Consider the following 24988-nt stretch of genomic DNA (forward strand, 5'->3'; position numbering starts at 1 on the left):
CCAGCTTCAAGCTTGTGGCTTATCGCTTGCAGCTGGCCCCGGAGGGGCCATGAGCTACGTGATCGACCGCCGTCTTAACGGCAAGAACAAGAGCACGGTAAACCGGCAACGGTTCCTGCGACGATACAAGACGCACATAAAAAAGGCGGTCGAGGACGCGGTCGGCCGCCGCTCAATTACCGATATCGCCGGTGGCGAACAGATCAGCATTCCTGGTCGGGATATCGATGAGCCGATTTTCCACCACGGCCAGGGTGGGCGTAAGACCGGTGTGCATCCGGGCAACCGTGATTTCAGCACTGGCGACCGCATTCCCCGCCCAGATGGCGGCGGTGGCGGCCAGGGTGGCAGCCAGGCCGGTGACAGCGGCGAAGGGATGGATGAGTTTGTGTTTCAGATCACCCAGGACGAGTTTCTTGATTTCATGTTCGAAGATCTGGCCCTGCCCAATCTGGTCAAGCGTCACCTGACCGGCACCGACACCTTCAAACCAGTGCGTGCTGGCATCAGCCAGCAGGGCAATCCGTCCCGGATCAACATTGTGCGCTCGATGCGCGCCTCGCACGCCCGGCGCATCGCATTGAGCGGTAGCAGCCGCCGTCGCTTGCGTGAAGCCACCAAGGAACTGGAATTACTGCGCCGGCAACAGCCAGACAACCTGGTTGACCAGAAAGTCCTGCAGGAAGAAATAGACGCATTGCAAAAACGCATTGATCGGATTCCATTCCTGGATACCTTCGACCTGCGCTACAACCTAATCACCAAACAGCCCAACCCCAGTTCAAAAGCGGTGATGTTTTGCCTGATGGACGTGTCCGGCTCGATGACCCAGGCGACCAAGGATCTGGCCAAGCGATTCTATATTCTGCTCTATCTGTTTCTGCGGCGGAATTACGAGCGGATCGAGGTGGTCTTTATCCGCCACCACACCAGCGCCAAGGAGGTAGACGAGGAAGAGTTCTTCTACTCTCGCGAAACCGGCGGCACTATCGTTTCCAGCGCTCTGCGCTTGATGCAACAGATCGTTGATGAACGTTATGCGCCCGGAGAATGGAACATCTATTGCGCCCAGGCGTCGGACGGCGACAACTGGAACGACGACTCGCCAATCTGCCGCGAGCTTCTACTCAAGCAGATCATGCCGGCCATGCAATATTACTGCTATGTGGAAATCACCCCGCGTGAGCATCAGGCGCTCTGGTACGAATACGAGCAAGTCACCGATATATTCTCCGACAGTTTCGCCCAGCAACAGATAGTCGATGCGGGAGATATCTACCCGGTCTTTCGCAAGCTGTTTCAGAAGAGGATGGCCACATGACCCGGCAACCCATCTCCACCGGCTCGGAATGGACCTTCGACCTGATCCGCGAATACGACCAGGAAATCGGTCGTATTGCCCGTGATGTTTACGGACTCGACACCTACCCCAATCAGATTGAGGTGATTACCGCTGAACAGATGATGGACGCCTACGCCTCCGTCGGCATGCCGCTGGGCTATCACCACTGGTCCTATGGCAAGCATTTCCTGCATACCGAAAAGAACTACAAGCGCGGGCAAATGGGCCTGGCTTACGAGATCGTGATCAACTCGGATCCGTGTATAGCCTACCTGATGGAAGAAAACACCATGACCATGCAGGCGCTGGTCATCGCCCATGCCTGCTACGGCCACAACTCGTTCTTCAAGGGCAACTACCTGTTCCGCAGCTGGACCGATGCCAGCGCGATCATCGATTATCTGGTGTTCGCCCGGCATTACATCAACGAATGCGAGGAGCGTCATGGCATCGATGCAGTCGAGGATATTCTCGACTCCTGCCATGCGCTGATGAACTACGGCGTAGATCGTTACAAACGCCCCTACCCCATCTCCGCCGAAGAAGAGCGCCTGCGCCAGCAGGAACGTGAGGAACATCTGCAACGGCAGGTCAACGAGCTCTGGCGCACCATCCCCGTCAGTGCCAGCGCGCGGGACAAGCTGGCTCAGGAGCCGCGCTACCCTAGCGAGCCGCAGGAAAACCTGCTGTATTTCATCGAAAAGAACGCGCCGCTGCTGGAACCCTGGCAGCGTGAAGTAGTGCGCATCGTGCGCAAAGTCGCGCAATACTTCTACCCGCAACGCCAGACCCAGGTGATGAATGAAGGCTGGGCCACCTTTTGGCATTACACCCTGCTCAACCACCTGTATGACGAGGGCAAGGTCACAGAAGGCTTCATCATTGAGTTTCTGCAGTCGCACACTAGCGTGATCTATCAGCCGCCGTTCGACAGCCAGTGGTATAGCGGTATCAATCCCTATGCACTGGGCTTTGCGATGATGCAGGACATCCGGCGTATCTGCGAAGCGCCTACTGAAGAAGATCACCGCTGGTTTCCGGACATTGCCGGCAGTGACTGGCTGGAAACGCTGAGGTTCGCCATGCGCACCTTCAAGGACGAGAGCTTTATCCTGCAATACCTGTCGCCCAAGGTAATACGTGACCTGAAGCTGTTCGCCATAGCCGATGACGAATCCGATGACCATCTGCAGGTTTCAGCCATTCACGACGACAGCGGCTATCGGGCGGTACGCGAACACCTGGCCGCGCAATACAATCTGGGCAACCGTGAACCCAACATTCAGGTATGGGAGGTGGATCGCCGCGGTGACCGGTCACTCACTCTGCACCACCAGCGTCACGACGGTAAGCCTTTGGGCGAGTCCACTGGGGAAATGCTCAAGCATCTGCACCGGTTGTGGGGGTTTGATATCCACCTGCACAGCCTGGATGGAGAAAGGATGATGACGCAGATGCATATACCGCCCAGACCGGAAAACCCGAATGACAAGTTGCCGCGCTTTGATCTGAATATCCCGCCCATCTAAGAACAGCTTCAAGCGGCAAGCTAAAAGCGTCAAGCAGACCGTGCAGTGCAAAAACCTTTTCTCTGGAGGGGTGGAGCTTGCAGTTTTCAGCTTGAAGCTTGAAGCTTGAAGCTAAAAAACCGGTTCGAGATCCTGATACTCAATGTCATCTACCTATTCCACCTATCTGGTTGGCGGCGCGGTGCGCGACCAACTGCTTGGCCACCCGTTCAGCGACTACGACTGGGTGGTCGTCGGCGCAACGCCAGAGACCATGCTCGAAGCGGGCTTTCGGCCGGTCGGCCAGGATTTTCCGGTATTTCTGCACCCGAAAACCGGGGAGGAATATGCCCTCGCCCGCACTGAGCGCAAAAGCGGGCAAGGTTATGGTGGCTTCACCTTTCACACCAGCCCTGATGTGACCCTGGAGCAGGACCTGATCCGCCGCGATCTGACGATCAATGCGATGGCCATGGACGCCGACTGCAAGCTGATAGACCCCTACGGAGGCCAAAGAGATCTTGCCGCCCGCCTGTTGCGCCACGTATCACCGGCTTTTGTCGAAGACCCCATGCGCGTACTGCGGGTTGCCCGCTACGCTGCGCGCTATCACCGCCTGGGCTTCAGCGTTGCTCCGGAAACCATGGCATTGATGAGAGAACTGGCCGAATCGGGCGAGCTTCAGGCATTGACCGCCGAGCGCAGCTGGAAGGAAATCAGCCGTGCGCTGATGGAGCCCAACCCCGAGATCTTTATCCGCACATTGCGCGATTGCGGTGCGTTGGCAGAACTGATGCCGGAGGTGGATCGCCTGTTTGGCGTGCCCCAACCCAAGGCCCATCACCCCGAAGTGGACACCGGAGAGCATCTGCTGCTGGTTCTTCAACAGGCCGCACGGATGCAGCTGCCTTTGCCCGCCCGCTGGGCCTGCCTGCTGCATGACCTGGGCAAGGGTCTGACCGACCCGGCGCATTGGCCCAAGCACCATGGCCATGAGAGCAAGGGGCTGGCCGCCGTCAAGGCGGTTAACCAACGCTGCAAGGCACCCAGGGATTGTCAGGAGTTGGCGCTGCTGACCTGCGAGTATCACACCCATTGCCACCGGGCGCTGGAACTCAAACCTGCAACGCTGATCAAGCTGTTCAAGGCCTTCGATATCTATCGCCGGCCGGAGCGCTTCGAGCAATTTCTCGGCGCCTGCGAAGCCGATGCCCGCGGCCGTACCGGGCTGGAAAGTGAGCCTTACCCGCAAGCCGAGTACCTGCGCGCCGCTGCCGAGAGAGCGCGCCGAGTCAGCGTGGAATCCTTGTTGGCTCAAGGTCTTGAGGGCGCGGCAATGGGAAAAGCGCTTGAGCTTGAGAGGACCAACGCAGTAGCGGTTTACAAATCGGAGTTCAACCCCGGCTGAGGCGTCACCCTAAGCCCGTTCGCGGCCCAGCGCAACGCAGACGTCCCAAGCAACCCATCAACCGCCAAAAGTCGATCGCAAGGAATGCGCCTCAATCAAGTCGACCGGGGTCAAGGCTCTGCCACGCCAGTCAAAGGCAACCGGCCACAACGCCTGGTCACCCTGCCATCCAGCCCACAGCTCGGCATGTGTCAGCTCGCTGCCGGGCAGGACCGCATGCGGAGCCAGCAATGCCAGCGGCCAAAGCACAAAGGCGTTACGCAGCACTTCCGGCCGCGGCAGGGTCAACCCCTGATGCACGCCCGCAAGACTGCCGTAGGACAAGATATCAATATCCAGCGTAATGCGTCCTGGCGAGGGCGAATCACGCCGCCCACAGGCCGCTTCAATGGCCTTGAGTCCGGCAGTAAGATCGCTCAGCGGCAGGTGCGTTTCGGCCCCGACAATCATGTTCAGAAAACGACGGCCCAATACGCCCACCGCGTCACTTTCAAATACCGGCGATACATCCAGCGGACCCAATAATTGCTCAAGCGCATCCAGGCCGCGACCGAGAAAATGCTCCCGATCGGTATTGCTGCCCACGCCGAGAAAAACCATGGTCATACTGGACGCGCCCCACGCTCGATTAGCACGCCTACGCCACCGCTAGCCTGTTCTATCGCACCCGGTTTGGTCACGCGCAGACGCAACCAGGGCACGGAAAATTCATGCATCACCAGCGCCGCGACATGTTCAGCCAGGGCTTCGACCAGTTGAAATTGACTGCTGGCTACATACTCAAGCACCCGTGTGCTGACGGCGGCATAATCCAGCGTCGCGCTTAAATCATCGCCCGCAGCAGCTGCTCGAATATCCCAGCTCATTTCCAGATCGAGCACCAGCGGTTGCAGAATGGTCCGCTCCCAGTCATAAACGCCGATGACGGCTTCGACTGACAACCCTTTGATAAATACCTGATCCACAGGACGCTCCAGTTTTTTTTGTCGCTCGGGGTTCTACAAACGTGTTGAGCGTGAGCGAGCCGAATACCACCGGGTCGACTACAATCGAGTTTTGATCACGGCGAGAGCCATGCCTACTTCATTCATCCTGCTGCTGTGTATTGCCTATCTACTCGGCTCGGTTTCCTTCGCCGTGCTTATCAGCCTGTTGCGGCGGCTGCCTGACCCGCGCAGCATGGGCTCCGGCAATCCCGGCGCAAGCAATATGTTGCGGCTGGGCGGCAGATCCCTGGCTCTGGCCACCCTGCTCGGCGATCTGGGCAAAGGCGCGCTGGCCGTCTGGCTGGCCCAGCGTGCAGGGCTTGATCCGCGAGAACAAGGCTGGATCGCGCTGGCCGCCGTCACTGGCCATATTCTACCGATCTTCCATCGCCTGCGCGGCGGCAAAGGTGTTGCCACTGCGGCAGGCGCACTGCTGATCCTGTCCTGGCCGGCGGCGTTGGTCGCCAGTGCAATCTGGCTGGTCATCTTTGCCGCCTTGCGCATCGCTTCCGTCGCATCGATAACGGCCTGCGTATGCTTGTTGCCCTGGCTCGCTTGGCAACGACCTGAGCTGTTACTGCCCTGCAGCATCATGGTGCTGTTGATTCTGTTGCGTCACCGGCTGAATATTGGCCGCTTGCTGACTGGCAGCGAGAATCACTTCAAAAACTAGCGCCACGCTCAGTTAATGGGCGGCAGCTCTTCCATCGGCCAGCGCGCCCGCGCCTCAATACCGGATTGATCATGCTGGCCGGCCATCAGCCGCTGACAACCAGCGTAGGCGATCATCGCGCCGTTATCCGTGCAGAACTCCGGGCGCGCATAGAACAACTCGCCCTTGAGCCCCTTGGCCATGGCCTCCAGCGACACGCGCAAATGCCGATTGGCACTGACGCCGCCGGCGATCACCAAGCGATTCAGCCCGCAGGCCTTGAGCGCGCGTTTGCATTTTATTGTCAGGGTGTCGACCACCGCCTGTTCAAAAGCCAACGCCACATCACAGCGCGTCTGCTCGCCGGCATCACCTTGGGTGACACATTGCTGCCAGGCATTCAAGGTAGCGGTCTTCAGACCGCTGAAGCTGAAATCCAGACCGGGGCGATCCGTCATGGGGCGTGGGAAGACAAAGCGACCCGGGGTGCCCGACGCAGCCAGTCGGGCGATTTCCGGGCCGCCGGGATAAGGCAGTCCCATCAGCTTGGCGGTTTTGTCGAAAGCCTCGCCGGCGGCATCGTCCAGCGACTCGCCGAGCAACTGATACTGACCTATGCCATCGACGCGCACCAGTTGGGTATGCCCGCCTGACACCAGCAGCGCAACAAAGGGAAAAGCCGGGGGCGACGCCTCCAGCATCGGCGCCAGCAGATGGCCTTCCATATGGTGCACGCCCAAGGCCGGTACGCCCCAGGCAAACGCCAGTGCCCGCGCGCAGGCACCACCCACCAGCAACGCACCCACCAGGCCGGGCCCGGCGGTATAAACCACGCCGTCGACATCACCTTCAGCAACTCCGGCGCTTGCGAATACTTCCCGCATCAGCGGCACCAGGCGTTTCACATGATCACGCGACGCCAGCTCGGGTACTACGCCGCCGTATACGCGATGCAGGTCGATCTGGCTGAACAAGGCGTCCGCCAGCAGCCCGCGCTCGCTGTCATAGAGCGCAATGCCGGTTTCATCGCAGGAAGTTTCAATACCCAGAACACGCATAATAAATCAGCTACCGATGGACATCAGGAAAGTGGGCATGCATGATAATCGCCCCTTGGCCGCCAGACCAGACTTTCCGGGTATCGATGCCCATCTGCCGGGGGGATTTTCACACTGACATCGAATCTTGTTTTGCATTTCCCGAATGAAGGCGGTAACATCCGCTCCCCTTAGAAATGCAATCGCCCACGGCCACGGCCGAGGGTTATGACCCACAGCACATTGTCAGAAAGGTACGAAATGCCTGCCGTCAAATTAAAAGAGAACGAACCCTTCGACGTCGCACTGCGCCGCTTCAAGCGCTCATGCGAGAAAGCTGGTGTGTTGGCTGAAGTCCGCCGCCGCGAGTTTTACGAGAAGCCCACTACCGAGCGCAAGCGCAAGGCTGCTGCCGCTGTAAAGCGTCACGCCAAGAAGCTTCAGCGCGAACAGCGTCGTCACGTACGCCTGTACTGAGTTTCAGTCTGTCTGTTTGCGAGTCCGATCGGGCTCGCCGGGTCCGCACCGCAAGGTAGTGATCCAGGCAGGCTGATACTGCTAAGCTCTACGCATCTTTCCGGCCTTCCAACGTATTGGAATGGGCTGGATTTTTGTGCTTGGCTGATTATCGCTGACTGCTATAGTGTTGCGCACGCGCTGGCATGAGTCGGCCTACGCAGCTCAACCAAGCGTGACTCGACCCAGCCAGGCCGCGCAAAGACGAGAGCCGCGCTTGCTTACTGCGGCGGATATCGACATCGCAAGGCAGCTCTGATGGCAGGCTTGATCCCCCAAGGCTTTATTGACGACCTCCTCGGCCGCACCGATATCCTCGAGGTGGTTGGCTCGCGCCTGAAGCTGAAGAAAACCGGCAAAAACTTCTCGGCCCTGTGCCCATTCCATAACGAAAAATCACCGTCTTTCAGCGTCAGCCCAGACAAGCAGTTCTATTACTGTTTCGGCTGTGGCGCTGGTGGCAATGCGCTGAGTTTCGTCATGGATTTCGAGCGACTGGACTTTCCCCAGGCGGTCGAAGAGCTGGCGCGTCATGCCGGCGTTGATGTGCCGCGCGAAGAACAGCGCCCAGGTTCACGCCGCGAGCCCCGCGCGCCACGCCAGGACAGCCCGCTGTACGCGCTACTGGAACAGGCCGCCGCCTACTACCGCCAGCAATTGCGTCACCACACGCAAAAGCGCCGCGCCGTCGACTATCTGAAACAACGCGGCCTGACCGGCCAGATTGCCAAACTCTACGACATCGGTTTCGCCCCGCCCGGCTGGGACAATCTGATGAGCCACCTGAGCAAGGACAGCACCGAGGTCAAGGCGTTGATCGAAGCCGGGCTGGTGGTCGAGAACCCCGATAGCGGCAAACGTTATGACCGCTTCCGCGACCGCATCATCTTTCCAATTCGCGATAGTCGCGGCCGCACGCTGGGATTCGGTGGGCGAGTATTGGGCGACGACAAGCCCAAATATCTCAACTCCCCGGAAACGCCGGTCTATCACAAAGGCCGTGAACTCTACGGCCTGTTCGAGGCGCGCCAGCAGAATCGTCAACTGGACGATATTCTGGTCGTTGAAGGCTATATGGATGTTATCGCCCTGGCCCAGCACGGCGTCACCAATGCCGTGGCAACACTCGGCACCGCCACCAGCGAAGAACACCTCAAACGGCTGTTTCGCATCGTCAATACCGTGGTGTTCTGCTTCGATGGTGACAAGGCCGGACGGCAAGCAGCCTGGCGCGCACTGAATGCCTGCCTGCCGGTACTCGAAGACGGCCGCCATGTTCGCTTCATGTTTCTGCCAGAAGGCCAGGACCCGGACACGCTGATACGCAGCGAAGGCCAGGACGCCTTCCGCGCACGCATGGCGCAACAGGCACAGGCACTGACCGATTACCTGTTCCGCCACCTGTCCGAGGAAGCCAACCCGAATACACTGGAAGGCAAGGCGCACCTGGCGACCTTGGCGCTGCCGTTGATTGAACAAATCCCCGGCAGCATGCTCAAACGTTTACTGCGCCAATCTCTGGAAAAGCTGACCGGAATGGATCTGGACAGCCTGCCGCCACCGCCCCCACCACCCGCTGCAACTGACGAATATGCAGACTATCAGGACGTGGAGCCAGAGAGCTGGGGCGACAGCCAGGAATATCAGCCGCGCCGGGCTGCCCAGCGCAGCAACAAGCCACGCAAAGCCGAACGCGCCGGCGTGGAGAACCCGCTACTGAATGCCGCGCGCACCCTGCTGCACCACCCACAGCTGGCGGGACTGGTTAAAGAAGCCAATCAGTTCGCCGATGAAGAAGGTGAGCAGGCGCAATTGCTGGTCGGCTTGATTGAAGCACTGCAGAAAACGCCTACACTGAGTACCGTGCAATTACTCGCGCGCTGGCACGGTACCGAGATGGGCGAGCAGCTTAGTCAGTTGGCAGAAAAGGAATGGTTATTGAATATTCCTGACGCCAACCTTGAACAACAGTTTTTCGACACCATTAATAGTCTGGTAGCACGACAAACCGAGCGACGCATCGAACAGCTCCTCGACAAATCAGCACATACACCGCTGACCACCGAGGAAAAGCAACAACTGCGCGAGCTCCTCCACAGGCGCCCAGCGCACGCTCCAGATCAGTAATCAGACAAGCTAAGGACTGCCCAACTGGCTTTACGGCCGGAAATCAGGGTATAATCCGCAGCTTACTTTTTTGTATACCAAGGCATCCAAAGGGTTGTTATGTCCGGAAAAGCGCAACAGCAATCCCGTCTGAAAGAGCTTATTGCCCGCGGTCGCGAGCAAGGCTATCTGACGTATGCGGAAGTCAACGACCATCTCCCGGAAGATATTTCCGATCCGGAGCAGGTTGAAGACATCATCCGCATGATCAACGACATGGGGATTACCGTCTTCGAGACGGCGCCCGATGCCGATGCCCTGCTCCTGGCAGACAACGATGCCGACGAAGCCGCTGCTGAAGAAGCCGCTGCTGCCCTTGCCGCCGTTGAAAGCGATATTGGTCGCACCACTGACCCAGTGCGCATGTATATGCGCGAAATGGGTACGGTCGAGCTGCTGACCCGCGAAGGCGAGATTGAAATCGCCAAGCGCATAGAGGAAGGCATCCGTGAAGTTATGGCTGCCATCTCAATGTTCCCCGGCACCGTTGACGGCATTCTCGCCGACTACCATCGTGTAGTTGAAGAGAGCGGCCGCCTGTCCGACATCTTCAGCGGTTACATCGACCCTGATGACGACGGCCTGTCCGGTGGCGCGCCTGCAGTGGAAGAAGCCCCTGCCGAAGCCAAGACCGACGACAAGGACAAGGACGACAAAGACGACGACGATGACAGTGACGACGACGCCGAGGAAGAAGGCGACGGCGGTCCTGATCCTGAAGTCGCGCGTCTGCGCTTTACCGCCATCGGCGATCAGTTGGCCAAGACCAAGAAAGCCCTGAAAAAGCACGGCCGTGGCAGCAAGCAGGCAACTGCCGAGCTCGAAGAGCTGGCACTGCTGTTCATGCCGATCAAACTGATTCCCAAGCAATACGAAGCGCTGGTACAGCGTGTACGTGGCGCTCAGGATCAGATCCGTGCCCAGGAACGCGCGATCATGCAGTTGTGTGTGCGTGACGTACGCATGCCCCGCGCTGACTTCCTGCGCGGCTTCCCCGGTAACGAAATCAATACCGACTGGGTCGACAGCCTGCTGGCCGACAAGCCGCGCTACGCTGAAGCCCTGGAAGACCGCAAGCCTGACATTATCCGCGCGCAGAAGAAGCTCGCTGCGCTGGCCCAGGAAGCTGACCTGACCATCTCCGAGGTCAAGGACATCAACCGTCGCATGTCGATTGGTGAAGCCCGTGCCCGTCGCGCCAAGAAGGAAATGGTCGAAGCCAACCTGCGTCTGGTGATCTCGATTGCCAAAAAGTACACCAACCGCGGCCTGCAATTCCTCGATCTCATTCAGGAAGGCAACATCGGCCTGATGAAGGCCGTGGACAAGTTTGAATACCGTCGCGGTTACAAGTTCTCGACTTACGCCACCTGGTGGATTCGTCAGGCGATCACCCGGTCGATTGCCGACCAGGCGCGCACCATTCGTATTCCGGTGCACATGATCGAGACGATCAACAAGCTCAACCGTATCTCGCGGCAGATGCTGCAGGAAATGGGCCGTGAGCCGACGCCGGAAGAACTGGGCGAGCGCATGGAAATGCCCGAGGACAAGATCCGCAAGGTATTGAAGATCGCCAAAGAGCCGATCTCCATGGAAACACCGATCGGTGATGACGAAGACTCGCACCTGGGCGACTTTATCGAGGACTCGACCATGGAATCGCCGATTGATTCGGCTACCGTGGAAAGCCTCAAGGAAGCCACTCGCGAAGTTCTCTCCGGCCTAACCGCACGGGAAGCCAAAGTCCTGCGCATGCGTTTCGGTATCGATATGAATACCGACCACACGCTGGAAGAAGTCGGCAAGCAGTTTGATGTAACCCGTGAACGGATTCGTCAGATCGAAGCCAAGGCGCTGCGCAAGCTGCGTCACCCCACGCGCAGCGACCACCTGCGCAGCTTCCTCGACGAGTAAGCGCAGTGCAGTAAGAAAACGCCCGGCAATGCCGGGCGTTTTTATTTCCAGAGCGCATAACTATGGTCAGCAGCCGTCTCAATACGTATAATTCGCGGCGTTCGCACTATCGTGGGCCCATAGCTCAGTTGGTCAGAGCAGGCGACTCATAATCGCTTGGTCGTAGGTTCAAGTCCTACTGGGCCCACCATTTTATTGCGCAAGCAGACCTTATTGTTCTTAGAACCATAGATTGGCCGGTTTGGCCACACTATGGTAATAATCGCGACGTACCGTGTCCGCCCAAAACATCAAGCTTCCTAGCCGCACGAGCTACGGTCAGAGCCAACCCTACAGCAAGCACATTCTTCGTCAGCCTTCACGGCCGCTACTTCGCTCGCTTGGGCTGCTCGGGGAGCGCTAACTGCCGCACCCTAACATGCGACTGCCAAGCCGTTCGGCCAGGCAAAGAGTCCGCACAGTGACGCTCTCATTGGTAATGTGCAAGCAAAGCAATGGCGAACTCACTCATCCACGTAATCCACATACAGTCCTCGCAAGGCCGCAGCTGCATGGGTAAGGCAGGAAGCTAAGTAAGGAGAACGGACTATTAATCCTCACTACGCAGAAGCAATCATCAGCAGCGACATCGCTCTTTAACGATGAATCTAGACTTTTGGCCTCAGTCGTTTCCCGCGGCCCGAGAAACGCCAGAGCTTTTCCGGCTCAAAGCTGGGATAGGATAAACTCAAAAAAAGTAGCATTGCTACGTGAGGAAAATCTATGAACATTGAAACAGAGGAACAAAGGGAGCCGGTCCATGACCTGAACTGCGATTTCTGTGACAAAGACCTTCGATCAGGAGAGCTACCTCCCGAGTTCGGGGTGCTCCGAGCAAACTGGGGGCCCGGCTCTTCCCATGATGGCGAGAGCTACGAGCTCCGGCTCTGCGAAACGTGCTTTTTCAGAATACTTGCTGACGTCAAGCGCGAGCGTTTGGTGCGCTCCATGTTCGATGATTACGAAGAGGACCATAGTGAATTGCCCCACGTATTCTAGACACATCGCGTAGGACCGCTGGAATGCCCCGGGTTACCTGGACACTTCTAGCCTATTATTTGAGCATAGGAGGAAGTGATGAGTAACCAGCGATATTCACCCGAATTCAAAGACGAAGCGGTCCGGCAGATCGTCGAGAGGGGTTACCCAGTAGCCGAGGTCTCGGAGCGACTGGGTGTCTCTGCCCACAGCCTTCACAAATGGGTCAAGGCAATCAAGCCAAGTAAATCCGACGAACAGACCTCAGAGCTCAACGACGCAAAGAAGGAAATTCTTAAGCTGCGAGCCCAGCTTCGACGAACTGAGGAGGAGCGAGATATCTTAAAAAAGGCCGCTCGGTACTTCGCAAGCCAACCCGAGTGAAGTACCGATTTGTTGCTGACCACAGTAGCGAGTTTCCGGTGCGCACCATGTGCAACCTGCTTGATATCTCGCGAAGCGGCTACTACGCATGGCGTTTCCGGCCGTTGTCCGACAGAGCTGTCGAAGATGCTCGGCTGCTGCCTTTGATACATGCTTCTTACGGTGCCAGCTTTGGCGTCTATGGCTATCGGCGGATATCAATGGACCTGAAAGAGGCTGGTGAGACGTGCGGTAAGCACAGAGTCCATCGCATCATGAAGACCAATAATATCAAAGCGATACACGGTTATAAAAAGCCAAGAGTTGTGAACGGCCGACCATCGATCCTGGCACCCAATACGCTTAACCGGGAATTCAAGGTGACCACACCAGACACCGCTTGGGTAACCGATATTACTTACATTAGGACCTGGCAAGGATGGCTATACCTGGCAGTCGTACTGGATCTGTTCTCACGCAGAGTAGTGGGCTGGTCCATGAAACCGACGCTAGCACGCGAGATCGTTCTAGACGCTCTCATGATGGCTGTCTGGCGTCGCAAACCCACTAGCCGAGTGCTGGTTCACTCAGATCAGGGGTCTCAATATGGCAGCGACGACTGGAGACGATTCTGTCATCACCACAACCTTGAGCCAAGCATGAGTCGACGCGGCAATTGTTGGGACAATGCTGTCGCGGAGTCATTTTTTAGTAGTTTGAAAAAAGAGCGCATTAAGAAGCGCATCTACAAAACCAGAGACATAGCTCGCGCAGATATCTTTGATTACATCGAAGTGTTTTATAATCGAAATCGGCGCCACAGCCATCTCGGCGGCTTAAGCCCAGAGGCTTTCGAGGCCGCTTCAGCATGAGGCTTCAACGTGTCCAAAAACCCGGGGCATTCCACCGCTTTTTGGCCGTTAACAGCCTGTCCGCCCAGACTGCTTTCGGCCAAGAGCGGCCAGCAGTCCAAGAGGTGTGGAGGAAGGTTTCAATATCTACCAGAAGCACACGTTTATGGTCCCCACGCCAAGCCAGCCTCAATTCGAGACTGGCCTGGCGAGACTGCAATTAATTATGTCTTCCGCTTCACATCGCCCGCTTTAACTCACCGTAGTTGCCACGAGTGCGGAGAATCAGCGTGACATCCTCAGTGTTCCGGTTACGGAAAAACCAGCCATGATTGCCGGTGAACGCCGCCGTGAGTTCACCTTCATCCTCCGCTACACCACGCCCTTTCTCATAAGAAATCGACTGGCCACTGCCATCACCGTGGGTATCAAAGTTCACCGCCCCCCCATCGGATACCCAGTGAAAACTGGCAACCGCCCCGTCCTCCATCGTCAGCTTGAACTCTGTGCCTTCCCCAGGAGTAAGGACAAACTGTGCCTCATCTTTCCATTCGGGCGCCGCCGCAGCTGCGGGCGCAGGGGTTGAGGCAGTGGCTTCGATTTGTGGCTCAGGGAAGGTCGCGGCCTGCTGAGCAGGTGCAACGGGCTCGGGTGAAAACGCTTCAGTGGTGGTAGGTACCGCCGTCAACTGCGCGGCTTCATCCGCAGCGGCTTCATCGGCAAGTTGCTGTTTGATCTCGCCCATCTCAGTCAAACCCAACAAACGGCCTACACCCGTCGGGTCCATCGCGTATTCGGCTGGCATGACCACGGTCACCAGAAGCACCAATGCAACGATGGCGGAGATGATGGTAGAGCGAATCAGTTTTGCTGTACTGGGTAGTTCGGCGCGTGAGGGCATATCGGTGTTGTACATAAGTGTCTCCAGAATCAAGCAATAAAGTAGCCGGTGAGCTGATAGCCGATGAGCAGAAATCCCGCGCCCATCATGGCCACGTTGGCGGTGTAGGCATGACGGAAGAAGCCGTCAGTCTTACGCCAGAAGCTCATTGCAATCAGGATCATGGCCAAGGCAATCAGCTGACCCACTTCCACGCCGATATTGAACGCAAGCAGGTTCGGGACCAGACCATCCGGGGAGATGTCGTATTCGATAATCTTCGATGACAGACCGAAGCCGTGAAACAAACCAAAGATCAAGGTGGCGGCTTTGGTGTTGGGTTGAAAGCCAAACCAGCGTTGGTAAGCGCCCAGGTTATCCAGCGCCTTGTAGACCACAGAAAGGCCGATGATCGCGTCAATGATGTAGCTGTTGATACCGATATTGAAGTACACGCCCAGCAGCATGGTGAGCGAGTGTCCAACAGCAAACAGGCTTACATAGATAGCGATATGTTTCATGCGGTAGAGGAAGAAAATCACCCCCAGCAGAAACAGCAGATGATCATAGCCGGTGACCATGTGCTTGGCCCCGAGGTACATGAAGGCAATGAGGTTCACGCCAGTGATTTCCTGAATGTAGCCCTTATCGCCTTCGGCGACAGCGTGGGCAAATGCGTCAGGCATACCTATAAGCAACAGCGTGATGAACAGTAATAACAGCAATAGCGGGCGATTCGAGCGTACGAGGAATCTGCCCGGATCGCTTCCTGGAAAAGAATGCATGATTTAGTCCTGAATGACAGTGGTTATAAGCCGCGAGGCGGCGTTGTCAGCACACCAGGTCAGGACGGGGAGGCCGCTTGAATAAAAAAATCGGTGCCGCAGGCACAAAACTGCTTGCGTCACGCAGAAGCGCTGGACTCTTCGATTGAGCACTTACGCCAAGAGGCGTATTCAGATGCGGCGTTTCGTGCACGTGATCGGCAGTCAGCGATGAATGGAAGTGATCCGCACAGATTGAGCAGATGGGAACGTCGTTACCGTGCGAATGCGCGTGAGCATGTTTGTCGCCCCAGGCGGGCGGGCTTGCGCCATTCATCAATGCCGAGCTGTGCCCGACCCATGCCATCAATACGACGAGAGCGAGGGCAAATATCACCTTGGCGCTGATGGGCTTGCTGGGCATATCTTGAGGGTCCGGTGCCTGGGGCTGGTGATTCTTGCTGATTCAACGGATTGACCGTATCCCCTCCAGGGGGATAGGATACGAGCATAATCCATCGAGACATGAGACTCAATACATGAGCGAAAACGGAGAGGGCCACCAGCACGCAAGCCATGGCGATATCGTCAAAAGATTGAAACGGGCAGAGGGTCACCTACGCAGCATCATCACCATGATTGAAAGCAGCCGCCCCTGTGTCGATATTGCACAACAGTTGCACGCGGTCGAAAAGGCCGTCTGCCAAGCCAAGCGAACGCTTATTCAGGACCATATTGACCACTGTCTGGAGCACACGTTAGAAGCGCTTTCCGGCGGTGAACGTGCACCACTGGAAGATTTCAAGCAAATCACCAAATACCTCTAAAACTTTCCCAGCAGGTTTCTCCCATGTCGAGTTTCGCCGAACTACTGCAACAGGGAGCCTCCCAGGCGTGGTTATATTTTCCCACCGCCATTTTACTGGGCGCTCTGCACGGCCTGGAGCCGGGACACTCCAAAACCATGATGGCGGCGTTTATCGTGGCGATTCGCGGCACGGTGAAACAGGCCGTGCTGCTTGGTTTCGCAGCGACGATTTCTCACACGGCGGTAGTCTGGTTAGTGGCCATGTTTGGCATGTATCTGGGGCAGAATCTCGACGCTGACACTACCGAACCCTACTTCCAGCTCGCCAGCGCCGCCATCATTATTCTCATCGCCCTGTGGATGCTGTGGCGCACCTGGCAGGGCGAGCAAACATGGCAGTTCGAGGCGGCTAGTGCGCATCAGCATCACCATGAACATGAACATGGCCATAACCATGATCATGTCAAAGCTGGAGGGCTTGAGCTGTCGCTGGAAGGTTATCAGGATGCCCACGAACGAGCGCATGCCGAGGATATCCGCACGCGTTTCAGCAATGGCAATGTCAGCACCGGCCAGATCATTCTGTTCGGGCTGACTGGGGGTTTGATCCCCTGTCCGGCGGCGATTACCGTATTGCTGCTCTGCCTGCAGGTGAAAGAAGTCACACTGGGAGCTGTATTGGTGCTGTGCTTCAGTATTGGTTTGGCAATCACGCTGGTCACTGTTGGCGCCGCTGCCGCCATCGGCGCACGCCAAGCGTCCAATCGATGGCCGTGGCTCAGCACCGTAGCACGCCGCGCCCCTTATTTTTCCAGCGTACTGATCATCGGCGTGGGGATATATATCGGCATTCACGGCTGGAACGGGCTAAATGCCTGACATTTGGCTTGAGCTTTCCGGCTATTTTGGACTTTTCCTCGCAGCATTCGGCGCTGCCACGCTATTGCCGATGCAGTCAGAAGCGGTGCTGGTCGGATTATTGCTGACAGACCATTATGCTGCCTGGGCATTATTGACGGTAGCGACCATCGGCAATGTGCTTGGCTCCGCGCTCAACTGGCTACTCGGCCGCTCCATCGAACGCTACCGGCAAAAACGCTGGTTTCCGGTCAGCGAAGGCAAGCTGGAACGGGCACAGCGGGCTTATCATCGCTTTGGTCGCTGGTCGCTACTTCTCAGTTGGGTGCCGATCATTGGCGACCCACTTACCGTGGTCGCCGGCGTCATGCGCGAACCTTTCTGGAGTTTTCTGTTGATCGTTACCCTGGCCAAGGCTGCCCGCTACTTGTTGCTGGCAGCGCTGACCCTGGGTTGGGTTGGCCTCTGAGACCGCCCTGCCGACAATCGTAAAGCAAAAAAAGCGCCGGTTAAGGCGCTAAAACATCTCTTTTTGAAGGAGCAAATTGCTGCAAGAGATGAAGACGGTAATAAATCATTGCTTGGTCGCAAGATCAAAAACCAATGTAGCTCTCAACACAGGCTCTAGCTCATGCGCTCTGCGGCGCGATCAAGCGTGAGCAAGTACGATCCCACGCTTGGCCGCCAAGCCGTTCAGAGCACCTCTAGTGGGTACTCTACAATCAGACGAACTTCATCAAGGTCGGATTCAAATTCGGTAGCACGGGTCGTAGCCTGGCGAAGCCTGAAGGTCAAACCTTTCATTCCTCCCCCTTGAACAACATAGCTAGCTTCCACGTTACGCTCCCACCGCTTTTGATTCGTCAATGGCACACCGTTTCCATCACGACGGACATAGATATCATTAGCGCCGGAGTAGTTTGCATCTCGCCCCTGTGCATAACGGGTCATTAAACTTAGCCCGGGCCAGCCAAACGTCGTCATATCCAGGTTATACCGAATCTGCCGGGAGTTTTCTTTGGGCGAGTTAAAGTCACTATATTGAATCGAGTTATCCAGATAAATAGAGCCGGACTGACGCAGATAATCAAAATCGTCATCGCCACTATTTCTTTGTAATGCAACAGTGACCGTATGTGGACCAAACTGCACACCGGCATTACCGCTGTAAATATCATTATCGAAACGGCCTAACAACTCCCGACCTTGATCAACCGCGCGGTAATAGTTAAGGCCGCCCATCAGCGTCAGATTATCTGCCAACGGATAGGTAAATGATGTGCCGGCGTAATGTTGATCCCATGCATCCTTGAGCCGACTGGTGTAAAGACTGACATTGACGTTACGACCCAGATCATAGTCCCCGCCAAAATAAGCAACCCAAGGCGAACTGACCGGGCCTGCATAGAACGTAGCAAAATCGTCTCGCATGCTACTTGTGTTGGGTTGGCTCATGGAGTGCAGGCGGCCCGCCTGAATGGTCAGTTTATCGACCTCAGTGCTGACCAGATTGACACCCCGAAAGCTTTGGGGCAATAACCGGTAATCGCCGTAATACACTACCGGCGTCTGCGGAAATACATCGCCTATTTTTATTTCGGTATCTTGAAATTTTGCCTTTACCGCACCTCCTACTTTGGAGTAACTATTTTCAGCACGGCCCGCACTGTCATAGGGCAGAAGGTCGACAGAGCCACCTGCGCCTGAGCGGCCACCACCTGAATCAAGTTTGAGCCCCAACATGGCAAAGGCGTCGACACCGAAGCCAATGGTGCCATGAGTAAAGCCAGAGCGAAATTCTCCAATAACCGCATGAGCCCATTCTTCAGAATAGCCATTACCTACAGGGCTGGACTGGCCGTTGCGAAAATCACGGTTGAAGTAAAAGTTTCGGTTGGTCAGGTCCAGGCTACTTCCCTCAACGAAGCCATCAGCCTCCTCAGCAGCCAGCGCACTACCCGAACCGATAGCCAAAACCAAAGCAGGAAAAAGGATTTGTCTTTTATTCATCAGTTGCTCCTTAACTGTGGCATACATCGCGATAAGACTTTATTTGTTTAATGGTTATAAGGCGGAGTATGCCGGATTAAAATAACACCCAACTGACGGTCACATTACAATTTTGACATAAACATGAAATTCGCAGGACTTCGTCATAAAAGACGCATCAAACACAAGAACGCTTTAATTATTCGGACATAACTCAATAATAACCAATTTGTCATTTTGCGTTCAGCTTGCTGTTACTCATCTTCGGTAAGCTATGGGGTATACAAACGAGGAGGTTCCATGAAAGCAATCAGTAAACTGGCTATACCATTTGTTATCGCTTTAATGTCGGCTAACGTACTGGCTGAGGATGGCAGTGATCGCGCACTTAGCGGTGTATCATCCGCTAGAGCTCCGCAACATATCCAAAGTGATCGTGATAATTCCTATGTGGCAAAGCAGGAGGAGAGCAAGCGTAAGGAGGAGGCAAAAGCGAGCGCTGACACTCAAGACTGAGTATTGTCCTAGTGCGACAAATCGAGTAAGCGGTTTTATTCATAGCTGCTCAACAAGCCAATTAGATGATTATCTAGTTGGCTTTTTTGTTAATGGTCATCTCCCGGCATTTATCCCACGCCAGCCCCCCTTCAATTATCCAGCCTAGCGATCCACGGCTTTGGCGCAGGACTCAAAAGGGCATTGCAAACTGTTTGCAATTGCGAGCAAAACCCAGAGCCAACCGGCAGTTCAACTGAAACTGCCAGCGCCCGCTAATCAAATCAGCTTCTGAAAAACCAGGCAGCATACGCCGTGTGACACAACAACGGCGTCGCCTGCCATTCTACGTGCGTATGCCCGAGCGTTGATGAGCCAATCGGTAAAGCACTGGTAGCACCAGCAGTGTCAGCGCCGTCGAAGACAGTATTCCCCCTATGACGACTGTCGCCAAAGGCCGTTGCACTTCGGCACCAGTACCAACAGCCAGCGCCATTGGAATAAACCCCAGAGAAGCAACCAGTGCCGTCATCAGAACCGGTCTTAACCGAGTCAAAGCCCCTTGCCTGATCGCGTCATCCAAACCTAATCCGGTTTCGCGAAGCATACGAATGAAAGAGATCATTACCAGCCCGTTCAATACGGCGACCCCTGAAAGGGCGATAAAACCGACCCCGGCTGAAATTGACAGTGGAATATCACGCAACCACAACGCAGCTATCCCCCCTGTCAGCGCAAAAGGTACGCCAGTGAAGACAAGCAAACCGTCCTTGAAATTGCCAAACATCATGAAGAGCAGGGTGAATACCAACAATAGCGATACTGGAACTACAATCTGCAGCCGTTTTGCCGCAGACTGAAGCTGCTCAAACGTGCCGCCCCAAGCCGTCCAGTAGCCTGGCGGTACGTCTACAGACTCGTCTAAACGCGCTTTCGCCTCCGCCACAAAAGATCCGATATCACGTTCGCGGATGTTTGCGGTAACGACCACCCTTCGCTTGCCATCTTCCCGGCTGATTTGGTTTGGTCCAGGGGTCGAAATAACCGTCGCCACGTCACCTAGACGTATGAAACTCGAGCCTCCGACCTGGTCGCCACTTGCAAGCCGTATGGGAAGTTGTTCGATTCTTTCGACATTGTTTCGCCATTCATCGGACAACCGCACTTCTATTTCAAACCTGCGATCCCCCTCAAAAAGCACACCTGCCTCGCGGCCACCGACTGATATCGCCACGACATCCTGTATGTCCGACAAACTCAGGCCATACCGCGACGCCTTTTCACGATCAATTTCAACGCTGAGCATCGGCAGGCCTGTTGTTTGCTCTACTTTCACATCAGCTGCTCCGGGGATACCTTCGAGAACTTCGGCAATTTCTTCGGCCGTTTCGTTCATAATGTCCATGTCATCGCCAAAAACTTTAACAGCCAAGTCACTACGCACGCCCGATATAAGCTCGTTAAAGCGCATTTCAATGGGCTGGGTGAATTCATAATTATTGCCCGCCACCTCCTCTACCGCTTTTTGCATCTCTGAAACCAGATCTGATTTTGCTCGCTCAGGGTCTGGCCACTCTTCTCTCGGCTTGAGCATTACAAAATTATCTGCGACGTTCGGAGGCATGGGATCGGTGGCAATCTCTGCCGTACCCAGCTTGGCGAACACCGTATCCACCTCAGCAAAAGACATGATTCTCCGCTCGAGCTGAGCTTGCATCTCAATAGCCTGTGTAAGGCTGGTACCCGGGATTCGCAGCGCGTGCAGCGCTATGTCGCCCTCATCCAAACTAGGTACAAATTCACTACCCATACGGGACGCAGTCAAGGCGGACAGCCCGATCAACACCACTACCACAGTCAGTACCAGGGGTTTGCTGACCAGAACCCAGTCGAGCAATGGCGCATATCCTCGCTTGGCCCAAGCCATAACACGGCTTTCCTTCTCACTCACTTTGCCGGTAAGAAAGAGCGCAACCGCTGCCGGGACAAAAGTAATCGAAAGAATCATGGCGCCAAGCAACGCGGCTACTACGGTAAAAGCCATAGGGTGAAACATCTTGCCCTCTACGCCAGTCAAGGCAAAAATCGGCAAATACACCACCATGATTATCAGCTGTCCGAAGAGCAACGGCCTACGTGCCTCTCGGGACGCAGCGAGCACTTCGCTGAAGCGTTCGTTCCGGGTTAATGCGCGACCAGCAATTGTTTGCGCGTGAGCCAAGCGACGTACACAGTTTTCGACGATAACCACCGCGCCGTCCACAATGATGCCAAAGTCCAGCGCGCCCAAACTCATCAGGTTGGCGCTTACCTTGTTGTTGACCATTCCAGTAAAAGTAAAAAGCATCGATAGCGGAATCACCATTGCGGTAATAATCGCGGCCCGAATATTGCCAAGGAAAAGAAAAAGTATCGCTATAACAAGCAAAGCGCCCTCAATGAGGTTCTTTTTCACCGTACTGATGGCCTTATCAACCAGGATGGTTCGGTCATATACTGTCTTCGCAAAAACACCATCCGGCAGGCTGCGGTTTATTTCTTTCAGTCGCAGGTCAACGGCCTGGGCAACGGAACGGCTATTTTCGCCCATGAGCATAAACGCCGTGCCTAACACCACCTCCTGGCCATTTTCGGTGGCGGCGCCCGTGCGTAGCTCCTTTCCTAACCCCACCTCGGCTATGTCCGCGATACGAACCGGCGCCCCATCGACGTTTTTAATGATGATGTTGCCGATATCCGCTATGTCACCAACCTGACCAGGCGCACGTATGAGATATTGCTCTCCGTTGCGCTCTATGTAGCCTGCTCCCACGTTGGCATTATTGCGCTCCAGAGCAGTTATCACCTCGTTTAACGTTAAACCGTGAGCGACCAGAAGCGCGGGATCAGGGGACACCTGGAATTCCTTCGCGAACCCGCCAATCGTGTTGATCTCTGTTACGCCTCGTACTGTTCTCAATTGAGGCTTTACAATCCAGTCCTGGATCTCCCGCAGATCCATCGGCGTATAATCGCTGCCGTCCGGTTTTTTTGCATCCGGCTCGGTCTCAATGGTCCACATGTAGATCTCACCCAGACCGGAAGCAATCGGCCCCATTTTAGGCGAGAGCTCTCCAGGCAGGTTACTTCTTGCCTCCTGTATGCGTTCGTTGACGAGTTGACGTGCAAAATAGATATCAGTCCCTTCATCAAAGATAACCGTGACCTGAGACAACCCGTAACGAGATAAAGAACGCGTTTCCTGCAAGTTGGGTAGGCCAGACATGACCGTTTCTACCGGATAAGTAACCCGTTGTTCTACCTCTAATGGCGAGTAGCCTGGAGCTGCGGTATTTATCTGAACCTGTACGTTGGTGATATCGGGAACTGCATCAATCGGCAACTTCTGGTAGCTATAGATCCCCAGAGCGGCCATACCCAAGACCGCCAGAATGACCAGCCAGCGCTGATCAATAGAGAATCGAATTATTCTTTCAAACATGTTTTTGACTCCTAAAGCGCTTCATTTCCACGCTCTCCGGTACGGATGCGTAACACATCTGTCAGCGTGGTAACGGCGACAATGCCGTCCCCAGGGATACCCGTATGTGCTGCCTTTTCTATCGCCTGAAGAACATCATCGAGGAAATCATCGGAACAAAAAATCAGAAGCATAAAATGCTGGTGAGCGTCCGGATCCCATTCGTCCGCAATGTACCGATGGCCTTCTCCATGGCCTCGCGGGTGACCTTGCGCCGGCACAATGGTGAACCCGGGAAGGTGCGGCAACGCGTGAAGCACCTGCTCTACCGCTTCAAGCCGGCCAGGCCGGACAATGGCTGTAACTTGTTTCATCTCGGATGACTCCAGATTAATGGTCATGGCTCGCGCCGGCTTTTCCAAGCTCGGCCTTTACAAGGAAGCTATTGTCCTGCGCATATTGGTCGCCGGACTTGAGCCCCGATAGAACCTCTACAAAACGGCCGTCAGTCCTCCCGAGTTCAACTGGCCGCGCTTCAAAAAAGCTGCCGAAGCGTCCAAACACGACGGACCAGTCTCGGATCGTCTGCACGGCATCGGTCGATACCGCGATCGGCACAGTCGTCTCGTCAGTGACAATATCGACAGTAGCCAAAAGACCAGGACGCCAGATGCCGTCGGCATTATCCAAAACAATACGCGCTACGGCGGAGCGCGACTGAGCCCCCACCAACGCACTGATGTAAGATATGTGCCCCTCGGCGGTTGCGGAAAAAGCGCTGGCGCTTACCATCGCTCGCTGCCCCTCGGCTATGGCACCAAGATCCTTTGCCGAGACGGTCGCCTCTATCCAGACTGAAGACAGGTCGGACACGGTAAAGACAGAAGATGCCTCGTTTACAATCTCGCCCACCGAGATTTTTTTCTCTGTGATAACACCGTCGATTGGAGAGACGATCCCGAACTCGGTCAGGCTCACCGCAGCAGACCCACCCACCCATGCAACCTGTTCCTGAAGGCGCTGGACCGCAATATTGGCTTCTTGCAGCTCAAGCTGCGCCTGAAGAAAGTCTTGCTCGGCGGAGATTTTTTCTTTCCAAAGCTGCCGTTCCCGATCAAAGGTTCTTTGCGCCAACTGGGATCGTTTTTGTGCCGCCAGTAACTCCCCGCGCACTGTTGCCAACGCCTGACTTGTAACCGTTGCCAGAACCTGGCCTTTGCGAACTTTGTCACCGGCATTAGCCGACACCGACGTAACGCGCCCCGAGAGTTGAGGCACGACCTGGACAGTGTTGTCATTGTTGTAGCGAACTTCACCCAACGTCTGAACAAGCGACGCGATTGTTGTCGGACCCGCGGTTGCCACGCTGACGCCACCCTGCTCAAGCTGCGCATCGCTAAGCGTTACACGTGCCTCAACCTGCTCGTAGCTAAAAGCGAATGTGGATCCCCCGTATTGAACGTCCAGGTCAACCCGGAAGGAATGAGGCTCAATTACGACCTGATCGCCCAAAAGATAGTCGTTCATCTGGGTAAATTGTATGACCTGCGCATCTTGCCCAAGCCGGTGCAATTGCATTTCCACTGTGCTCTTGGCCGGGTCCAGCAATTCACCATCAAGATAGGTATAAACCCGAAATTCAGGGTCCGCGCCCTCTTCAAATATTGTCACCTCAACGCCGTAGTCACCCTTTGTGAAAAGCTTGCCGCCCTTCGGGCCGGTCACAGCTTCGAGGGCCTCCTGATGTTCCGGATCAGCGCCGTCAGTAGCCGAAGATCCGTTGCGACGCTCCTCGTCATCGTGGCCTGCCGCATCTTCATGATTCGATTCCTGGCCATGCGCATCAGTTTCGACCGATTCCTCACCGTCTCTTACCATCAAACCAGCGAGAACCAATCCCACCGCGAGCACCACTGCTATTATCAAATACTGCTTTTTGGGATTTGTGGATGCCATCTGACACTCCAGTAA

At 55.7% G+C, this 24988-nt stretch carries 22 protein-coding genes and 1 tRNA gene; 13 read left to right on the forward strand and 10 right to left on the reverse strand.

Features of this window, described 5'->3' with window-relative positions; genetic code table 11:
* The first annotated feature begins 49 nt into the window (after nucleotides 1-49).
* The 3 genes from EAO82_RS19515 (at nucleotide 50) to EAO82_RS19525 (ending at nucleotide 4258) form a co-directional block, all read left to right on the forward strand.
* On the forward strand, nucleotides 50-1321 hold the full coding sequence (locus tag EAO82_RS19515; RefSeq protein ID WP_096347002.1) for a YeaH/YhbH family protein: 1272 nt from the start codon (nucleotides 50-52) through the stop codon (nucleotides 1319-1321).
* Nucleotides 1318-2871 (forward strand): SpoVR family protein, encoded by a 1554-nt coding sequence (locus EAO82_RS19520; RefSeq protein ID WP_096347001.1) that lies wholly within the window; start codon nucleotides 1318-1320, stop codon nucleotides 2869-2871. The genes EAO82_RS19515 and EAO82_RS19520 overlap by 4 nt, the downstream gene beginning before the upstream one ends.
* Before the next feature lie 142 nt (nucleotides 2872-3013).
* Nucleotides 3014-4258 (forward strand): multifunctional CCA addition/repair protein, encoded by a 1245-nt coding sequence (locus EAO82_RS19525; protein ID WP_096347000.1) that lies wholly within the window; start codon nucleotides 3014-3016, stop codon nucleotides 4256-4258.
* Nucleotides 4259-4315: 57 nt separating this feature from the next.
* Here EAO82_RS19525 and folK read toward each other — a convergent pair whose 3' ends face one another.
* Complete coding sequence (folK, locus tag EAO82_RS19530) at nucleotides 4316-4864, reverse strand: 2-amino-4-hydroxy-6-hydroxymethyldihydropteridine diphosphokinase (RefSeq protein ID WP_096346999.1); 549 nt, start codon at nucleotides 4862-4864, stop codon at nucleotides 4316-4318.
* Entirely contained in the window at nucleotides 4861-5223 is a 363-nt protein-coding gene (gene folB / locus EAO82_RS19535; RefSeq protein ID WP_096346998.1) for a dihydroneopterin aldolase, read from the reverse strand. The genes folK and folB overlap by 4 nt, the downstream gene beginning before the upstream one ends.
* 109 nt (nucleotides 5224-5332) lie before the next feature.
* Here folB and plsY point away from each other — a divergent pair, with 109 nt between their 5' ends.
* Nucleotides 5333-5917: a glycerol-3-phosphate 1-O-acyltransferase PlsY gene (gene plsY / locus EAO82_RS19540; protein WP_096346997.1), complete on the forward strand. Its 585-nt coding sequence runs from the start codon at nucleotides 5333-5335 to the stop codon at nucleotides 5915-5917.
* An 8-nt stretch (nucleotides 5918-5925) separates the two neighbouring features.
* On the opposite strand, the gene tsaD is transcribed toward plsY, so the two are convergent.
* Nucleotides 5926-6954: a tRNA (adenosine(37)-N6)-threonylcarbamoyltransferase complex transferase subunit TsaD gene (gene tsaD / locus EAO82_RS19545; RefSeq protein ID WP_096346996.1), complete on the reverse strand. Its 1029-nt coding sequence runs from the start codon at nucleotides 6952-6954 to the stop codon at nucleotides 5926-5928.
* A 240-nt stretch (nucleotides 6955-7194) separates the two neighbouring features.
* Between tsaD and rpsU the strand changes: the two genes are divergently transcribed.
* The 5 genes from rpsU (at nucleotide 7195) to EAO82_RS19575 (ending at nucleotide 13784) form a co-directional block, all read left to right on the forward strand.
* Nucleotides 7195-7410, forward strand: a complete 216-nt coding sequence (rpsU, locus tag EAO82_RS19550; RefSeq protein WP_022961595.1) for a 30S ribosomal protein S21 — start codon at nucleotides 7195-7197, stop codon at nucleotides 7408-7410.
* Nucleotides 7411-7707: 297 nt separating this feature from the next.
* Entirely contained in the window at nucleotides 7708-9576 is a 1869-nt protein-coding gene (gene dnaG, locus EAO82_RS19555; RefSeq protein WP_096346995.1) for a DNA primase, read from the forward strand.
* Between the two features lie 99 nt (nucleotides 9577-9675).
* Complete coding sequence (gene rpoD, locus EAO82_RS19560; RefSeq protein WP_096346994.1) at nucleotides 9676-11532, forward strand: RNA polymerase sigma factor RpoD; 1857 nt, start codon at nucleotides 9676-9678, stop codon at nucleotides 11530-11532.
* 113 nt (nucleotides 11533-11645) lie between these two features.
* Nucleotides 11646-11722, forward strand: a tRNA-Ile gene (locus EAO82_RS19565).
* A gap of 926 nt (nucleotides 11723-12648) precedes the next feature.
* A protein-coding gene (locus EAO82_RS19575; RefSeq protein ID WP_221412490.1) for an IS3 family transposase occupies nucleotides 12649-13784 on the forward strand; the annotation gives its coding sequence in 2 pieces (ribosomal slippage) (nucleotides 12649-12889 and nucleotides 12889-13784; 1137 coding nt in all).
* Nucleotides 13785-14001: 217 nt separating this feature from the next.
* Here the strand turns inward: EAO82_RS19575 and EAO82_RS19580 are convergent.
* Genes EAO82_RS19580 through EAO82_RS19590 form a run of 3 tightly spaced genes read right to left on the reverse strand, consistent with a single transcriptional unit; the run spans nucleotide 14002 to nucleotide 15831 of the window.
* On the reverse strand, nucleotides 14002-14679 hold the full coding sequence (locus tag EAO82_RS19580; protein ID WP_096347190.1) for a hypothetical protein: 678 nt from the start codon (nucleotides 14677-14679) through the stop codon (nucleotides 14002-14004).
* Between the two features lie 14 nt (nucleotides 14680-14693).
* Complete coding sequence (locus EAO82_RS19585) at nucleotides 14694-15428, reverse strand: HupE/UreJ family protein (RefSeq protein WP_096347189.1); 735 nt, start codon at nucleotides 15426-15428, stop codon at nucleotides 14694-14696.
* 46 nt (nucleotides 15429-15474) lie between these two features.
* Nucleotides 15475-15831 carry a hypothetical protein gene (locus EAO82_RS19590; RefSeq protein WP_096347188.1) on the reverse strand — a complete coding sequence of 119 codons (357 nt, stop codon included), beginning with the start codon at nucleotides 15829-15831 and terminating at the stop codon, nucleotides 15475-15477.
* A gap of 115 nt (nucleotides 15832-15946) precedes the next feature.
* Here EAO82_RS19590 and EAO82_RS19595 point away from each other — a divergent pair, with 115 nt between their 5' ends.
* Genes EAO82_RS19595 through EAO82_RS19605 form a run of 3 tightly spaced genes read left to right on the forward strand, consistent with a single transcriptional unit; the run spans nucleotide 15947 to nucleotide 17542 of the window.
* The gene (locus tag EAO82_RS19595) at nucleotides 15947-16234 is read left to right on the forward strand and encodes a metal-sensing transcriptional repressor (protein WP_096347187.1); all 288 of its coding nucleotides are present in this window, start codon (nucleotides 15947-15949) and stop codon (nucleotides 16232-16234) included.
* Between the two features lie 23 nt (nucleotides 16235-16257).
* A complete protein-coding gene (locus tag EAO82_RS19600) occupies nucleotides 16258-17094 on the forward strand; it encodes a nickel/cobalt efflux transporter (protein WP_096347186.1) in 837 nt (278 codons plus the stop codon).
* Nucleotides 17087-17542, forward strand: coding sequence for a YqaA family protein (locus tag EAO82_RS19605; protein ID WP_096347185.1), 456 nt, complete (start codon nucleotides 17087-17089; stop codon nucleotides 17540-17542). Before EAO82_RS19600 ends, EAO82_RS19605 begins: the two co-directional genes overlap by 8 nt.
* A gap of 224 nt (nucleotides 17543-17766) precedes the next feature.
* On the opposite strand, the gene EAO82_RS19610 is transcribed toward EAO82_RS19605, so the two are convergent.
* A complete protein-coding gene (locus tag EAO82_RS19610; RefSeq protein ID WP_096347184.1) occupies nucleotides 17767-19083 on the reverse strand; it encodes an OprD family porin in 1317 nt (438 codons plus the stop codon).
* Nucleotides 19084-19362: 279 nt separating this feature from the next.
* Here EAO82_RS19610 and EAO82_RS19615 point away from each other — a divergent pair, with 279 nt between their 5' ends.
* Nucleotides 19363-19578, forward strand: coding sequence for a hypothetical protein (locus EAO82_RS19615; RefSeq protein ID WP_096347183.1), 216 nt, complete (start codon nucleotides 19363-19365; stop codon nucleotides 19576-19578).
* A gap of 325 nt (nucleotides 19579-19903) precedes the next feature.
* Here EAO82_RS19615 and EAO82_RS19620 read toward each other — a convergent pair whose 3' ends face one another.
* From EAO82_RS19620 to EAO82_RS19630, 3 genes are read right to left on the reverse strand one after another with little or no spacing between them, the layout of a single operon-like run.
* A complete protein-coding gene (locus EAO82_RS19620; protein WP_096347182.1) occupies nucleotides 19904-23038 on the reverse strand; it encodes an efflux RND transporter permease subunit in 3135 nt (1044 codons plus the stop codon).
* A gap of 11 nt (nucleotides 23039-23049) precedes the next feature.
* Entirely contained in the window at nucleotides 23050-23418 is a 369-nt protein-coding gene (locus tag EAO82_RS19625) for a P-II family nitrogen regulator (RefSeq protein ID WP_231703248.1), read from the reverse strand.
* Complete coding sequence (locus EAO82_RS19630) at nucleotides 23408-24973, reverse strand: efflux RND transporter periplasmic adaptor subunit (protein ID WP_096347180.1); 1566 nt, start codon at nucleotides 24971-24973, stop codon at nucleotides 23408-23410. The genes EAO82_RS19625 and EAO82_RS19630 overlap by 11 nt, the downstream gene beginning before the upstream one ends.
* Nucleotides 24974-24988 lie beyond the last annotated feature (15 nt).

Source organism: Halopseudomonas pelagia (assembly GCF_009497895.1).
GTDB classification, from domain to species: domain Bacteria; phylum Pseudomonadota; class Gammaproteobacteria; order Pseudomonadales; family Pseudomonadaceae; genus Halopseudomonas; species Halopseudomonas pelagia_A.

Excerpts from the sequence above, each read along its gene's own strand:
- EAO82_RS19590 (WP_096347188.1), bottom strand. The coding sequence starts at position 15,831 with ATGCCCAGCAAGCCCATCAGCGCCAAGGTGATATTTGCCCTCGCTCTC.
- EAO82_RS19630 (WP_096347180.1), bottom strand. The coding sequence starts at position 24,973 with ATGGCATCCACAAATCCCAAAAAGCAGTATTTGATAATAGCAGTGGTG.
- EAO82_RS19595 (WP_096347187.1), top strand. The coding sequence starts at position 15,947 with ATGAGCGAAAACGGAGAGGGCCACCAGCACGCAAGCCATGGCGATATC.
- EAO82_RS19520 (WP_096347001.1), top strand. The coding sequence starts at position 1,318 with ATGACCCGGCAACCCATCTCCACCGGCTCGGAATGGACCTTCGACCTG.
- EAO82_RS19615 (WP_096347183.1), top strand. The coding sequence starts at position 19,363 with ATGAAAGCAATCAGTAAACTGGCTATACCATTTGTTATCGCTTTAATG.
- EAO82_RS19625 (WP_231703248.1), bottom strand. The coding sequence starts at position 23,418 with ATGACCATTAATCTGGAGTCATCCGAGATGAAACAAGTTACAGCCATT.
- EAO82_RS19605 (WP_096347185.1), top strand. The coding sequence starts at position 17,087 with ATGCCTGACATTTGGCTTGAGCTTTCCGGCTATTTTGGACTTTTCCTC.
- EAO82_RS19600 (WP_096347186.1), top strand. The coding sequence starts at position 16,258 with ATGTCGAGTTTCGCCGAACTACTGCAACAGGGAGCCTCCCAGGCGTGG.
- folK (WP_096346999.1), bottom strand. The coding sequence starts at position 4,864 with ATGACCATGGTTTTTCTCGGCGTGGGCAGCAATACCGATCGGGAGCAT.
- EAO82_RS19580 (WP_096347190.1), bottom strand. The coding sequence starts at position 14,679 with ATGTACAACACCGATATGCCCTCACGCGCCGAACTACCCAGTACAGCA.
- EAO82_RS19610 (WP_096347184.1), bottom strand. The coding sequence starts at position 19,083 with ATGAATAAAAGACAAATCCTTTTTCCTGCTTTGGTTTTGGCTATCGGT.
- rpoD (WP_096346994.1), top strand. The coding sequence starts at position 9,676 with ATGTCCGGAAAAGCGCAACAGCAATCCCGTCTGAAAGAGCTTATTGCC.
- EAO82_RS19525 (WP_096347000.1), top strand. The coding sequence starts at position 3,014 with ATGTCATCTACCTATTCCACCTATCTGGTTGGCGGCGCGGTGCGCGAC.
- plsY (WP_096346997.1), top strand. The coding sequence starts at position 5,333 with ATGCCTACTTCATTCATCCTGCTGCTGTGTATTGCCTATCTACTCGGC.
- rpsU (WP_022961595.1), top strand. The coding sequence starts at position 7,195 with ATGCCTGCCGTCAAATTAAAAGAGAACGAACCCTTCGACGTCGCACTG.
- EAO82_RS19620 (WP_096347182.1), bottom strand. The coding sequence starts at position 23,038 with ATGTTTGAAAGAATAATTCGATTCTCTATTGATCAGCGCTGGCTGGTC.
- tsaD (WP_096346996.1), bottom strand. The coding sequence starts at position 6,954 with ATGCGTGTTCTGGGTATTGAAACTTCCTGCGATGAAACCGGCATTGCG.
- dnaG (WP_096346995.1), top strand. The coding sequence starts at position 7,708 with ATGGCAGGCTTGATCCCCCAAGGCTTTATTGACGACCTCCTCGGCCGC.
- EAO82_RS19515 (WP_096347002.1), top strand. The coding sequence starts at position 50 with ATGAGCTACGTGATCGACCGCCGTCTTAACGGCAAGAACAAGAGCACG.
- EAO82_RS19585 (WP_096347189.1), bottom strand. The coding sequence starts at position 15,428 with ATGCATTCTTTTCCAGGAAGCGATCCGGGCAGATTCCTCGTACGCTCG.